Raw genomic sequence first — 14,023 nt, forward strand, 5'->3', positions numbered from 1 at the left:
GTTCCATCGAGGTCCGCGCGACCGGCTCGGTGGCCGGGTACGGGGTGCACTCGTCGAAGATCATCACGATGTCCGAGTCGAGCACCTTCTGGATGCGCATGCTTTCTTCCGGCCCGAGGAAGACGCGTGCGCCGTCGGTCGGCGAGGAGAAGGTGACCCCCTGCTCGGTGATCTTGCGGCGGTGCGCCAGCGAGAACACCTGGAAACCACCCGAATCGGTCAGGATCGGGCCATCCCAGCGCGCAAAGCCGTGCAGACCGCCGTGGTCGGCGATCACGTCCAGACCGGGGCGCAGGTACAGGTGGAAGGTGTTGCCCAGGATGATTTCCGCGCCCAGCGCCCGKATCTGCTCCGGCAGGATGCCCTTGACCGAGCCATAGGTGCCCACGGGCATGAATGCCGGGGTCTCCACGGTACCGCGCGGGAAGGTCAGGCGGCCGCGGCGGGCGCGACCGTCAGTGGTCTGGAGCTGGAACTGGAGTCGGGACATGGAGCGGGATTCGGGCAAATAATGGCCCATTGTCGCCGAAAAGCCCCCGCCTGCGCTCGCCCGTAGAGCCGACCGTTGGTCGGCCACCCACCCAACCGTAGAGCCGACCGTTGGTCGGCTACCCTCCCGACCGTAGCGCCGACCGTTGGTCGGCTAGGCCTGCGGGAACAGCAACATCGCATCGCCATAGCTGAAGAAGCGGTATTTCTCTGCGATGGCGGCCCGGTACGCCTCGAACACCCGTTCCTTGCCGGCAAACGCCGAAATCATCATCAACAGGGTGCTTTCGGGCAGGTGAAAGTTGGTGACCATCGCATCCACGCTGTGGATCCGGTAACCCGGGGTAATGAAGATCTGGGTCTCACCGGCATACGGCAGCAGCTCGCCATCGCGCATCGCGCTTTCCAGTGCACGCACCACCGTGGTGCCCACGCCGATCACCCGGCCGCCGGCAGCGCGCGTGCGGCGCACCTGCTGGACCAGTTCGGCGCCCACGTTCAGCCACTCGCGGTGCATCACATGCTCCTTGAGGTCGTCCACCCGCACCGGCTGGAACGTGCCCGCCCCCACATGCAGGGTCACATGGCCGAAATCGATGCCCCTGGCCTTCAGCGTGGCCAGCAGTGCCTCGTCGAAGTGCAGGCCCGCGGTCGGGGCGGCCACCGCGCCGATTTCACGGGCGAACACGGTCTGGTAGCGCTCGCGGTCGTCCACGCCCGGCTCGCGCTGGATGTACGGCGGCAACGGCAGGCGACCGGCGTGCAGCAACCACTGCTCCAGTGCCTCCGGCACGTGGAACTGCAGCACATAGAATTCGCCATCGCGGCCCAGCACCTCGGCCTCGCCACCGGCATCCAGCGCGATCCGGCTGCCCGGTTTGGGCGACTTGCTGGCCCCGACCTGGGCCCGCGCCTGCTGGGCGCCGAGCAGGCGCTCGATCAGGATTTCGACGCGCCCGCCGCTGGCCTTCTGCCCGAACAGGCGCGCGGGAATGACCCGGGTATCGTTGAAGACCAGCAGATCGCCGGCACGCAGCAGGTCGGGCAGATCGCGCACCTGGCGGTGCTCGAACGCGGCGGGGGCCGGCGGCACCAGCATCAGGCGGCTGGCGGAGCGCTCGGCGAGGGGCGCCTGGGCGATCAATTCAGGCGGGAGTTCGTAATTGAAATCGGACTTCTTCAAGGGAGCGCACGGCAACGTGTAGGCAATGTCGGCCATTGTACGACCGGCCCTCCGCGGCGGCGCAGCGACAGGCAAACGTCGCGCAAAATGCTGCTATGCAACAGTTTTCGCGGGGTTATCGCGCGAAAAAGCGCGTGCTAGCATCGGGCTGGAAGTTAGATGCACGAGCAGGAATGCCCCCAGCGCGCGCGAATAGACGCGCGTTTTGCGTTTCCGCCGTGCCGCCAATCGTTTCAGGAGATCTGCAATGAGCTTCATCGAACGTCTTGCCCCCCTTCGCGCCCAGCCCGGCACCCGCCTCACCGCCGGCCTGGATGACGCCAGCCTGGAGCGCCTGGGTGCCGGCCACCCGCAGCTGATCGCCGCGATCGACGCTGCCGCCGCCGAATTCGAGCGCGTCCGCGCCGACCTGGGCGACCTGCTGGCGCTGGACGAACGCGCCCAGATCGAGGCGATGCAGGATGGCTTCGTCAATTTCTACGCCGACGATGCGGTCACCCCGTATGTCGCCCTCGCCGCCCGCGGTGCGTGGGTGGTCACCCTGAAGGGGGCGGTGCTGTACGACGCTGGCGGCTACGGCATGCTCGGTTTCGGCCACACCCCCGAGGCGGTCATGGCGGCCATGGCCGCCCCGCAGGTAATGGCCAACGTGATGACCCCGAACCTGTCCCAGCAGCGCTTCATCAAGGCCCTGCGCAAGGAGATCGGGCACCGTCGCGGCGGCTGCCCGTACAGCCACTTCATGTGCCTGAATTCCGGCTCTGAAGCGGTCGGCCTGGCCGCGCGCATCGCCGACGTCAACGCAAAACTGCAGACCGACCCGGGCGCGCGCCATGCCGGCRCCAAGATCAAGCGCGTGGTCATCAAGGGCAGCTTCCACGGGCGTACCGATCGTCCCGGCCTGTACTCCGACTCCAGCCGCAAGACCTATGTGCAGCACTTGGCCAGCTACCGCGGCGAAGACTCGGTGATCGCCATCGCCCCGTACGACGAGGAGGCACTCAAGCGCGTCTTCGCCGAGGCAGAGCAGAACCACTGGTTCATCGAGGCGGTGTTCCTGGAGCCGGTGATGGGCGAAGGCGACCCGGGCCGCTCGGTGCCGCCGGCCTTCTACGCGCTGGCCCGCGAACTGACCCGCCAGCACGGCAGCCTGCTGCTGCTCGACTCGATCCAGGCCGGCCTGCGTGCGCACGGCGTGCTTTCCATCGTCGACTACCCCGGCTTCGAAGGCCTGGACGTGCCGGACATGGAGACCTACTCCAAGGCGCTCAATGCCGCCCAGTTCCCGCTTTCCGTACTGGCGGTCACCGAACATGCCGCGCATCTGTACCGCAAGGGCATCTACGGCAACACCATGACCTCCAACCCGCGTGCGTTGGACGTGGCCTGCGCCACCCTGTCGCTGCTGACCCCGCAGGTGCGCGAGAACATCCGCGTGCGTGGCGAGGAAGCGGTGCGCAAGCTGGAGCAGCTCAAGTCCGAGCTGGGCGGGCTGATCACCAAGGTGCAGGGCACCGGCCTGCTGTTCTCCTGCGAACTGGCGCCCCAGTTCAAGTGTTACGGCACCGGTTCCACCGAGGAATGGTTGCGCAACCACGGCATCAACGTCATCCACGGCGGCGAGAACTCGTTGCGCTTCACCCCGCATTTCGGCATGGACAGCGAAGAGCTGGACCTGCTGGTCGGGCTGGTGGGCCGCGCGTTGAAGGAAGGTCCGCGCAAGGAACAGTCGCAGGCGGCTTGAGGCCGGCGGCCGGGCGGGGTTGAACCCGCACGGGGGTAGGCGACCGACGGTACGAACGCCGAAGGTCGGGCAACGGCAGGAAAAACGAAAGCCGACCAACGGTCGGCTCTACCCCCGGGTGCACCCTCATCCGTAGCGCCGACCGTTGGTCGGCTGGCGTCACGTGTGCAGATTGGCCTCCGCGCCCGTAACGCGCGATAATCCCCGCCCGCATCTGCGGAACGAACCCCGTCACGAGACCGCAACAGCGGTCATCGGCGGGGCTTTTTCGTGTCCGCCGCACCAGCGTCTCGAACACAGGAAGATCCAATGAAGTCGATTTGCGTTTACTGTGGCTCCAACCCCGGCAGCAAGCCGGTCTACACCGAGCGCGCCATCGCACTCGGCGACCGCATCGCCCGCGACGGCCTGCGTCTGGTCTATGGCGGCGGCAATGTCGGCCTGATGGGGACCGTCGCCAATGCCGTGCTGGAAGGCGGCGGCGAGGTCACCGGCGTCATCCCCCAGCAGCTGGCCGATTGGGAAGTGGCCCACCGCGGCCTGACCGAACTGGAAATCGTCGGCTCCATGCACGAACGCAAGTCGCGCATGTTCGACCTCTCCGATGCGTTCGTCGCCCTGCCCGGCGGCTTCGGCACCATGGAGGAGATCTTCGAGATGCTGACCTGGCGCCAGCTCGGCATCGGCAACAAGCCCTGCGCCTTCCTCGACGTGGACGGGTTCTACGCGCCGCTGATCGGCATGATCGACCGCATGGTCGAAGAGCGTTTCCTGCATCCGGAACAGCGCGCCGACCTCTGGTACGGTTCGGACATCGACGCCATGCTCGACTGGATGCGCGCCTACCAGCCGGCCCAGGCCTCCAAGTGGATCGACGAAAAGCGTCGCAACGCGCTGCGTTGATCGCCTGATGCGTTGATGTGGAGTTGCCGGCCCACGGCCGGCACTACTCCGCCGCGAACGTGTCCATTGGCGCCGGCCGCCCGAGCAGGTAGCCCTGTCCGTAATCGCAGCCGAGCTGCAGCAGCGTCAACCGCTGCGCTTCGTTTTCGATACCCTCGCCCACGGTCTCGATACCCAGCGTGCGCGCCAGCGACAGCACGCCCTGCACCAGCGCGTAGGTGCTCTGGATGTCCTGGCCGTGCAGGCCGGCGATGAAGCTCTGGTCGATTTTCAAGGTCGAGATCGGGAACCGGTGCAGATAGGACAGTGCCGAGAATCCCGTGCCGAAATCATCCAGCTGCACCAGCACGCCACGCTCGCGCAGCGTCTGCAGGATGCGCAGCGTGCGCGGACCATCGTCGAGCAGGGCCACTTCGGTGATTTCCAGCCGCAGCCGGCACGGATCCGCGCCCGCCGCCTCGATCAGGCCGAACAGCCGGCTGATGAAATCGGCCGAACGGAAATGCCGCGGCGACACGTTCACCGACAGATAGCCTTCCCCGCCCAGTGCCAGCTGCCCGATCACGTCTTCGTACAGCAGCCAGTCCACCTGCTCGATCAGCCCGCTCTCCTCGCCCAGGTCGAGAAACGCACTCGGCAGCAGCAGTCCCCGCCGCTCATGCTGCCAGCGCAGCAGCGCCTCATACCCCACCACCGCGCCGTCGCTCAGACGCACGATCGGCTGGTAGTACGGCAGGAAATCGCGGTTGATGATCGCCCGGCGCAGGTCCGCTTCCAGGTCCAGGCTGCGCAATGCCTCCTCGCGCATGGCCTCGTCGAACACCGCACAACGATCCTTGCCCTGCGCCTTGGCCCGGTACATCGCCGCGTCCGCATCGCGCACCAGTTCCTCGCCATTGCGATAGCGCGGGTTCCACATCGCGATGCCGAGGCTGCCCGATGGGAACAGTTCGCGCCCCTTGACCCACATCGATTCTTCCAGCGCCACCAGCATCCGCTGCGAAAACTCGCGCGCCGACGCCAGCCCCTGGTCGCACTGCAGCAGGATCGCGAACTCATCGCCGCCCAGCCGCGCCACCACATCACCGCTGCCCATCATCGACACGATCCGCTTGGCCACCTCGACCAGCATCTGGTCGCCGGCCGCATGGCCGATGCTGTCATTGACCAGCTTGAACCGGTCCAGGTCCAGGAACAGTACCGCGAAGACCGGCCCATCCGGTGCGCTCGCCCGGGCGATCGCGTCCTCGAGCCGGTCGAGCAGATGCAGGCGGTTGGGCAATCCGGTCAGCGCATCGTGCATGGCCTGGTGGGTCAGGCGCTGCTCGGCACGCAGGCGCTCGCCGATCTGGCCGAGCAGCTTGTCATTGACCTCGGCCAGCTCGCGGGTGCGTTCCTCCACGCGTTTTTCCAGCTCGGCGTGCGCGTTGCGCAGGCCTTCCTGGTCACGCTGGCGGGCCAGCCCATTGCCGATGTTCTGCGCAACGAAGGTCAGCAGGCGCTGGTCGTGCGAGGTGAAACTCACCTCCGGCGAATAGCTCTGCACCACGATCACGCCGACCACATCGTCGTCGCTGAGCAGGGGCACGCCCAGCCAGCAGTGCGAGCGCGCGCCGAACTCACGCACGCGTCCGGCCGCACGCAGCCCATCGATGTGGTCGCGCGAGGCCAGCAACGGTTGCCGGTTGCGCACGATGAACTCGGTCAGGCCCTGGCTGAACGGACGCGGTGCGCGCGAGGCGTTGTACTCGTCCACCGAGTACACGAAATCCAGGCCGTCACCGCCCTCGTTGACCAGCGCGATGTAGAAATTGCGCGCATCCAGCAGCGTACCGACGACGCCATGCACCTGCACGTAGAACTGCGCCAGGCTCTCGGCGCTCATCGCCATCTCGGCGATGTTGAACAGCGCCAGCTGCAGTTTCTCCGCGCGCCGCCGTTCCACTACCTCGTCCTGCAGGCTGCGATTGGCACGCTGCAGCTCCACGGTGCGCCGCTCCACCTGGCGTTCCAGCTGGACCTGTGCCTGGCGCCGGTCCATCGCGGTCAGGATGTGCTGGGCCACGTAGCCCAGCAGCGTGCGGTCGGCCTCGTTGTAGCGCACCCGCTGCTCGTAGCTCTGGACCACGATCGCCCCGCACACGCGCCCCTCGCGCAGCATCGGCACGCCGAGCCAGTCCAGGCTCTCCGGGCCCCGGCTGGGGTCGTACTCGTCGTTCATCGCCGCCAGCAGTTCGTTGGACGGCCCGCTCAGCGGCTGGCCGTGGCGCAGCAGCGCAAAGGTGAGGCTGCGCGGCATTTCATGCTCTTCGTAACTGCGGTCCGGATCGGCCACGAAGCTGTCGCGCTGGTCGGCGAAGTACAGGAAGCGTACCCGCCGGCGCACGTCGTCGTACTCGACGATGTAGCAGTTCTGCGCGTACATCAGCGAATTGAGCACGCGATGGAAATGGCGCAGCATCTCGGCCATTTCCAGGTCCGCACCGGCCAGGTCGGCGATCTCGTAAAGCGCCTGCTGCAGCCGCTTGGAGTTCTCCAGCAACTTGATCTGCTCGCGTTGCCGCGCCAGCGCCAGTGCGTCCTGCAATGCGCGCAGCGCGATCGCCCACCAGGCTTCGTCGGGCATCGCGTTGGCGCCGGTCAGCGCCCGCACCGCCAGTTCGCTGCCCTGGTGCTGCCAGCGGCGCAGCGCGGTATGCACGCCGGCCGCGTCGCCCAGCAACGCATCCAGCAGCTCGGCCGACGCGCATTCCGGCAGCGGATGCGCCTGGCAGCCTTCGCCCAGCCCCGGGTCCGACCATGCCAGGGCCACCTGCGCATCGCCAGGCAGCAACGCGCACAGCGCCTGCGCGAGCGCGGCGGAGACCACTGACTCACGATCCGGATGCCCCAAGGACGTCACTACCTGGCTGGACAACATGTTCATCTCTTCTGGCGCCGGATGCCCGGCACCTCCCCTGTGGCCTGAGCATAGCGCGCCGACAGGGGGGCAGTGGAAGCCCGCAACCCCGTTCATCGCCACGGGACGTTCAACGGGACATCGCCCACCTGCCCGCGCCCATGTTGTCCCCTGCCCCCGCCCGCCCCTTGCCCTGCTATGCGGAATCCGGCCCAGCGCTTACCCTGTGCGCCGTGGACGCCGCCGCCCTGCCAACCGACGAATCGCTGATGCTGGCCTGGGCCGCTGGCGAGCTGCCTGCGTTCGAAACCCTGTATGCGCGCCACCGCAGCCGCCTGTACAGCTTCCTGCTGCGCCAGCTGCGCGATGCCGCACTGGCCGACGAGATGTTCCAGGACGTGTGGCAGCGCGTGATCGCCGCGCGCGCCAGTTGKCAACCCGATGCCGCCTTCACCACCTGGCTGTTCCGCATCGCTCACAATCGGCTCAACGACCACTGGCGCGCGGCGCGGCACCGCCCGCCCGCGCCCGGTGATGCCGAGGAGCGGGTCGCCCGCATGAGCGATACGCGTACGCCGGAAACCCAGCTGTCCGAGTTCGAACAGCGCCGCCGGCTGCAGCTGGCCATGGAACAGCTGCCCGACGAACAGCGCGAGGTACTGCAGTTGCGCCTGGAGCAGGAACTGAGCCTGGAAGAGATCGCCGAGATCACCGGCGTGGGCCGCGAAACCGTGAAATCGCGCCTGCGCTATGCCATGGACAAGCTGCGTGCGGGGTTGTCCGAATGAACCGGTCCGCGCCGCTGACCCCGGAAGAACGCGCGCTGGCGCGCCTGCTCGGTCGTCCCGCGCCCACCGCACCGTCGAGCGCGCTGGACGAGGCCGTACTGGCGGCCGCACGGGCGTCCTTGCACACCGCGCCGGTGGCGCAGTCCGTCCCGGTCCCGGAGGCGGCTGCGCCTGCCCGCAGCGTCCCGCGCGCCGCGCGCCGCCGTTCGCGCCTGCCGGCCGCGCTCGGTCTGGCCGCCTCGGTGGTGTTCGCCGTGGGCATCGCCTGGCAGCTCAAGCCCGACGCACCGCAGCCCTCGCCCAGCGCGGCCCCGTCGGCCGCGGTCGCGGCGCTGCCCGCACCCGCAGCGGCACCGGAGGCATCCGAGGCACGCCACGATGAAGCGCCGATGGCCGCTGCCGACGTGGCCGAGGTTGCCACGGCACCGGTCGCAAAACCGTCCGCGCCGCCGCCGGCACCGCCACGCGCCGACACGCGCGAGCCATTGGTCACCCGGCCCGTGCCCGCCCCGATCGTGGCCGCACCGATGCCGCCGCCTCCGCCGGCGCCGGCAGCACCGGTGGCGGCCCCGTCGCCGTCGCCGTCCCAGGCCTACGCGCTGGACGCCGTTGCTGCGCCTGCGCCTGCGATGGAGAAGATCACCACCACCGGCAGCCGCGCACGTCAGCAGGCCACCGATATCCAGTCCGCGCCGATGGCGGCCGAACCGGCGCGCAACGCCGCCGGTGCGCCCGGGGTGATGCGCCGCGCCGCGCCAGCGGCGATAAGCGGCACGCTGTCCGACAGCGCCGTCAACGCCGCGGTCGATGCCGATGCCACGCTGCCCCGCAAGCAATGGCTCCAGCGCATCCGCGAGCGCCGCGACAACGGCGACGTGGATACCGCGCGCGCCAGCCTGGAACGCTATCTGCAGCACTATCCGGAAACCCGCGTCCCGCGTGACGTACGCCAGCTGCTGGACAACTGACGCGCCCGGTCGCAGCCAGCCCACTACAATGGTGGGAATGTCCGACACGCTCGCCACCCCCGTCAGCCACAGCCTGGAGATCAAGCACAGCCGCTTCATCGCCCATGCGGCGCCCATCGATGACGCGGCGGCGGCCCTGGCCTTCCTGCAGCAGGTGGCCGTGCCCGACGCCACCCACAACTGCTGGGCCTACCGGCATGGCGGGGAATACCGCTCCAGCGACGATGGCGAGCCGGCCGGTACTGCCGGGCGCCCGATCCTGGCGGCGATCGACGGCCAGGGCTTCGACCGGGTGATGGTGGTGGTGATCCGCTGGTATGGCGGCATCAAGCTGGGCGCCGGCGGTCTGGTCCGCGCCTACGGCGGCACGGCTGCCGAGTGCCTGCGCACCGCCCCACGGCAGCCGTTGATCGCGCTGGCCGCGCTGCGCATCCACGCCGGCTTCGAAGACCTGGGCGCCCTGCATGCCGCATTGGCCGGTCACAGCGCCGAAAAACTGGCCGAAACCTTCACCCCGTCGGGGGTCGAGCTGCAGGTTCGTTTGCCGGCCGATCAGGCCGACCCGTTGAAAATCCGCCTGCGCGACGCCACCCGTGATCGTATCCGCATCGAAACATGCCCCGAACCAGGCCATCTGAATGACTGACACCTCCCCCGCGCAGGCCCCGGCCGTGCGTCAGCTCGGCAGCCTGGGCACGCTGTGGCCGTTCGTGCGTCGCCACACCGGGCTGTTCGTGGCCTGGCTGGTGGCGCTGGCGCTGTCCTCGGTGGCCACGCTGAGCCTGCCGCCGGCGGTGAAGCTGATGATCGATCACGGCTTCAACGACAGCGGCCAGATCAACCGCGCCTTCGCCCTGCTGTTCCTGGTCGCGGTGCTGCTGGCGCTGGCCACCGCCGCGCGTTTCTTCTTCGTGTCGTTGCTCGGTGAAAAGGTCGTCGCCGATCTGCGCAGCCGCCTGTACGCACACCTGATTTCGCTTGGCGCCGGTTTCCACGACCGCAGCCGCAGCGGCGAACTGGTGTCCCGACTCACCGCCGACAGCGAACTGCTGCGCAGCGTGATCGGCTCCACCATGTCCGTTGCCCTGCGCAGCAGCGTCACGGTGGTGGGCAGCCTGGTGATGCTGTTCGTTACCAGTCCGCACCTGGCCGCGTGGTCGCTGGTCGGCATCCCGCTGGCGGTGCTGCCGATCATCATCGGCGCACGCCGGCTGCGCAACATCTCGCGCGCCAGCCAGGACCGCGTCGCCGACGCGAACAGTCTTGCTGCCGAAACCCTCGGCGCGGTGCGTACCGTGCAGGCGCATGCGCGCGAGCCGTACGAACGGGGCCGCTTCAATGCGGCACTGGCCGAATCGATCCGTGCCGCACGACGCCGCATCGGGGCGCAGTCGATCGTCACGGCCACCGCGATCGTGCTGGTGTTCGGTGCGATCGTCGGCGTGCTGTGGCTGGGCGCGCACGATGTCATCGACGGCAACATGACCGCCGGTACGCTCGGCCAGTTCGTGCTCTACGCACTGATCGGCGGCGGCTCGGTCGGTGCCCTGGCCGAAGTCTGGAACGAATTGCAGCGCGCCTCCGGCGGCATGGGCCGGATCGCCGAGCTGCTGCAGGAAGACATCGAAATCGCCACCCCGGCCGATCCGCTGCCCCTGCCCACGCCGTTGCGCGGCGAGATCCGCTTCGACGACGTGGTCTTCCACTACCCGCAGCGCCCGGACACCGCCGCGCTGGAGCATTTCAACCTGCATGTGCGCCCCGGCGAGACCGTGGCCCTGGTCGGTCCGTCCGGTGCGGGCAAGAGCACGGTGCTGTCGATGCTGTTGCGCTTCCACGATCCCGCCTCGGGCAGCATCCGGGTCGATGGCGTGGACGTGCGCCGGGTCGATCCGGCGCAGTTGCGCGCGCAGCTGGCGCTGGTGCCGCAACAGCCCACGCTGTTTGCCAGCACCGCGCTGGAGAACATCCGCTACGGGCGCCTGGAGGCCACCGATGAGGAGGTGCAGCGCGCCGCCGAAGCCGCCGAAGCCGATGAGTTCCTGCAGGCACTGCCCGATGGCTACCTGAGCGAACTGGGTGAGCGTGGCGCACGCCTGTCCGGTGGCCAGCAGCAGCGCATCGCGATCGCCCGTGCACTGCTCAAGGACGCGCCCATCCTGCTGCTCGACGAAGCCACCAGCGCGCTGGATGCGCAGAGCGAGCGCGCGGTACAGCAGGCGCTGGAACGGCTGATGGCCGGGCGCACCACGCTGGTGATCGCGCATCGCCTGGCGACCGTGCTCAAGGCCGACCGCATCGTGGTGATGGACCACGGCCGCATCGTCGCCCAAGGCACCCACGCCGAGCTGCTGGCCGAAGGTGGGATGTACGCCGAACTGGCCAGGCTGCAGTTCATCGACTGATGACGCACCGCTAACGCGGCACGTTGCATGGTGCGCTGGTCATCGATCCGTGCCACCGCAGGAGGTGCTTCATGTCGTTTCGACAGTTCCCCGCCACCGACGCCGCCGGCGAGAGCTACGTCATCGTCGAGTTCAAGGATGAGCAGCCCGGCAACACCGCGCCGGCCGAAAACAGCGCACGCTATGAGCTGGCCGACGGCCGCCATCTGGTCCGTGATGGCCGTCAGTTCCGCACCCGCGGCGGCGAGTTGATCCTCACCACCTGAGTGCCRGACGTACTGCGCTCGCTGTCAAGAAAAATAGTTTCCGAAAGGCTGGTCATTTTCTGGCCAGTCTTCTTGACAGCCTGTGACCGCAAGGGATGCGCGCGGTTATCCACATGTTTGTGCGCAACTCATCCACACCCCCTGTGGATGAATGCGGCGTCGCAGCACGTCAGCGCGACAACACCCGGCCGATCCCGGACGCATCGATTTCCTGCGCCGCGCGTTGCAGCGCCGCTGCATCGCTGCCGGCCACGAAGCCGACACGGAAATGCACTTCACCGCCCGGCGTACGCGAGGAATGGATCGACGCCAGGCTCACCGCATGCCGTTCGAACACATGCAGCAGTTCGCGGAGCGAGCCGGGGCGGTCCTCGGGCAGGTGCACGCTGATCGCATTGCGTTCGGTCAGGTCGGCAAGCAGGTAGCCGACGCGTTCGAAGGTGTAGTTGCCTTCGGCCAATACGGCCTCGCCCTGGCTGTCACGGTTGTCCAGCAGCAGGTGCTGGCGGAAGGCCGCGCGTGCAGCGTCATCGCCCTGCCCCACCTGGTCGCGCAGTTGCTGCAGCTGGCCCAGCAGGCGGTCCAGCATCGGGCCCACGTGCGGGTTGCCGAACTGGATGTCTTCGTAGATGGCCGGGTTCAACGACAGGATGCGCGCGATGATCGCGGTGTCCAGTTCGAACGACGCCGAGCGGTACGGCATCAGCGCCGGCAACGCTCCCAGCAGGGGCGCGTACTCGCGCAGCACTCCGGCCTGGGCCAGGTGGGTGGCGTGCACCATCGCCTGCACCAGCGCCATTACCTGGTCGTGGTGCGCGGGCGTGGCGCGCACGCACTCGGCTTCCAGCGCGTCGCACAACTGTTGCACCCAGGGCTGCCAGCGCGACAACCGCGCTTCGCAGACCACCATCACCCGCCCCTTCAGCGTCGGTGCCTTGGGCGGTGCGGTCATCGGATGCAGCCCCACCACCTCGGCCTGCGAGGCCAGCATCGCCGCGACCGGATCGCTCTTTACCGAGGTCACATCCAGCCACAGGCGCCCGGACTCGCGCCCGGCCGAACGCGCCACGTAGTCGGCGATCAGCGCGGGCGTGTGGCGGATGGGCGCGGAGAAAACCAGTACATCGGCCCGCTGCAGCAGCACCTCCGGATCGTCCGAGTGCGGATCGGCCGGATCATGGCCGATCACCTCCAGGCCCATGCGCCGCTCGAGGAACCCACGGAGCCAACGCCCGTACGCGCCGGCGCTGCCGACGATGCCGACAACCGGTGCTGCCCTCACGCCAAGCGCTCGGGCACGAAGCGCTGCGGCAGGGCCAGCGCGGCCGGCGCGGCGGCCAGCACGTCGAACTCTTCATGGCCATTGGCCAGGGTGGTCTCCAGGGCCACGTGCACGCCGGCGATGGCGCGCGAGATCGCCTGCTCGAACGCTTCACCGCGCAGCAGGAACGCTACCAGCAGCGACATCAGCACATCGCCCGTACCGGCCACGTCCACCGGCAGGTGCGGCGAGGACCAGCGCCAGATCGCCTCACGGCTGACCGCCAGCGTGACCAGTTGGCCCGGGTCACCGCCGACGCTGTGGGCGAGTACCCATTCCGGCCCGCGCGCAAGCAGCGTCTGCGCAGCGGCGATGGCCTCGTCCTGGGCCAGGCTCGGCATGCCGGTCAGGCGACCGAGTTCGAAGGCGTTGGGGGTCACCAGCCAGGCATGCGGCAGCAGGCGTTCGGCGAAGACCTTTTCCAGGCCCGGCTCGACGTAAGGCCCGGTGTGGGTATCGCCGATCACCGGGTCCAGGCAGTAACGCAGCTGCGGTGAAGACGGCAGCACCGCGTCGAGCCAGTCGGCAAAGGCCGCGCCGTTGCCGACGCTGCCGAAATAGCCGGAGATCAGCATCCGCGCCCGCTGCGGCAACCCGCGCTCACCGGCGCCCAGCAGCAGGTCGGCGAACCAGTCCGAGGGCAGCACGCGGCCCCGCGTGGTCGCGTAGAACGGCGCATTGCTCAGCAGCGTGGTCGGAATTTCGGCGACACGCACGCCCAGCGCGCGCAACGGCGGCACGGCAGCGCTGTTGCCGGCGTAGCCATACACCAGCTGCGACTGCACCGAGATGACGTCGACCGGCGACGGACCGTCCGGGCGCTGGCGGCGTCCATGGACCAGATGGCTTTCGAGGGATTCGTTCATCCCGACATTTTACGCCTGCCGCCCCGACCGGCGGAGACTCCGGGAAAGCCGCACCATGGATGGCTGCTTCTCCACCCGGGGGTAGAGCCACCCCACGGGCGGCTGCGTGTCCGCCCAGTGTATAGCCACCCCCTGAGTGGCTGCTTGTCCACCCAGGTAGAGCCACCCCATGGGTGGCTGCGCGCGGTGCC

12 protein-coding genes are annotated in these 14,023 nt (G+C 68.5%); 7 read left to right on the forward strand and 5 right to left on the reverse strand.

Going from position 1 to position 14,023, the window contains the following annotated elements:
* On the reverse strand, window positions 1-490 hold a 490-nt coding region (locus ACXJKH_RS06015; protein ID WP_457318663.1), incomplete at its 3' end, for a tRNA-guanine transglycosylase.
* A 153-nt stretch (window positions 491-643) separates the two neighbouring features.
* Complete coding sequence (gene queA / locus ACXJKH_RS06020) at window positions 644-1,708, reverse strand: tRNA preQ1(34) S-adenosylmethionine ribosyltransferase-isomerase QueA (protein ID WP_457318664.1); 1,065 nt, start codon at window positions 1,706-1,708, stop codon at window positions 644-646.
* Between the two features lie 211 nt (window positions 1,709-1,919).
* Between queA and ACXJKH_RS06025 the strand changes: the two genes are divergently transcribed.
* Complete coding sequence (locus ACXJKH_RS06025) at window positions 1,920-3,416, forward strand: aminotransferase class III-fold pyridoxal phosphate-dependent enzyme (RefSeq protein ID WP_457318665.1); 1,497 nt, start codon at window positions 1,920-1,922, stop codon at window positions 3,414-3,416.
* Window positions 3,417-3,725: 309 nt separating this feature from the next.
* A complete protein-coding gene (locus tag ACXJKH_RS06030; protein WP_457318666.1) occupies window positions 3,726-4,319 on the forward strand; it encodes an LOG family protein in 594 nt (197 codons plus the stop codon).
* Between the two features lie 43 nt (window positions 4,320-4,362).
* Here ACXJKH_RS06030 and ACXJKH_RS06035 read toward each other — a convergent pair whose 3' ends face one another.
* The gene (locus tag ACXJKH_RS06035) at window positions 4,363-7,245 is read right to left on the reverse strand and encodes a bifunctional diguanylate cyclase/phosphodiesterase (protein WP_457318667.1); all 2,883 of its coding nucleotides are present in this window, start codon (window positions 7,243-7,245) and stop codon (window positions 4,363-4,365) included.
* Window positions 7,246-7,487: 242 nt separating this feature from the next.
* Here ACXJKH_RS06035 and ACXJKH_RS06040 point away from each other — a divergent pair, with 242 nt between their 5' ends.
* From ACXJKH_RS06040 to ACXJKH_RS06060, 5 genes are all read left to right on the forward strand, one after another.
* Window positions 7,488-8,006, forward strand: a complete 519-nt coding sequence (locus ACXJKH_RS06040) for an RNA polymerase sigma factor (RefSeq protein WP_457318674.1) — start codon at window positions 7,488-7,490, stop codon at window positions 8,004-8,006.
* Window positions 8,003-8,974, forward strand: coding sequence for a hypothetical protein (locus ACXJKH_RS06045; protein WP_457318668.1), 972 nt, complete (start codon window positions 8,003-8,005; stop codon window positions 8,972-8,974). The genes ACXJKH_RS06040 and ACXJKH_RS06045 overlap by 4 nt, the downstream gene beginning before the upstream one ends.
* Before the next feature lie 37 nt (window positions 8,975-9,011).
* The gene (locus ACXJKH_RS06050) at window positions 9,012-9,620 is read left to right on the forward strand and encodes an IMPACT family protein (RefSeq protein ID WP_256774006.1); all 609 of its coding nucleotides are present in this window, start codon (window positions 9,012-9,014) and stop codon (window positions 9,618-9,620) included.
* Entirely contained in the window at window positions 9,613-11,379 is a 1,767-nt protein-coding gene (locus ACXJKH_RS06055) for an ABC transporter transmembrane domain-containing protein (RefSeq protein ID WP_457318670.1), read from the forward strand. The genes ACXJKH_RS06050 and ACXJKH_RS06055 overlap by 8 nt, the downstream gene beginning before the upstream one ends.
* Before the next feature lie 71 nt (window positions 11,380-11,450).
* Complete coding sequence (locus ACXJKH_RS06060) at window positions 11,451-11,645, forward strand: hypothetical protein (RefSeq protein WP_256774008.1); 195 nt, start codon at window positions 11,451-11,453, stop codon at window positions 11,643-11,645.
* A 169-nt stretch (window positions 11,646-11,814) separates the two neighbouring features.
* Here ACXJKH_RS06060 and ACXJKH_RS06065 read toward each other — a convergent pair whose 3' ends face one another.
* Both ACXJKH_RS06065 and pdxY read right to left on the reverse strand, forming a co-directional pair.
* The gene (locus ACXJKH_RS06065) at window positions 11,815-12,927 is read right to left on the reverse strand and encodes a prephenate dehydrogenase (protein WP_457318672.1); all 1,113 of its coding nucleotides are present in this window, start codon (window positions 12,925-12,927) and stop codon (window positions 11,815-11,817) included.
* Window positions 12,924-13,832, reverse strand: coding sequence for a pyridoxal kinase (gene pdxY, locus ACXJKH_RS06070; protein ID WP_457318673.1), 909 nt, complete (start codon window positions 13,830-13,832; stop codon window positions 12,924-12,926). The genes ACXJKH_RS06065 and pdxY overlap by 4 nt, the downstream gene beginning before the upstream one ends.
* Window positions 13,833-14,023: the final 191 nt, after the last annotated feature.

The sequence above is a fragment of the Stenotrophomonas sp. P5_B8 genome (genome assembly GCF_054049855.1).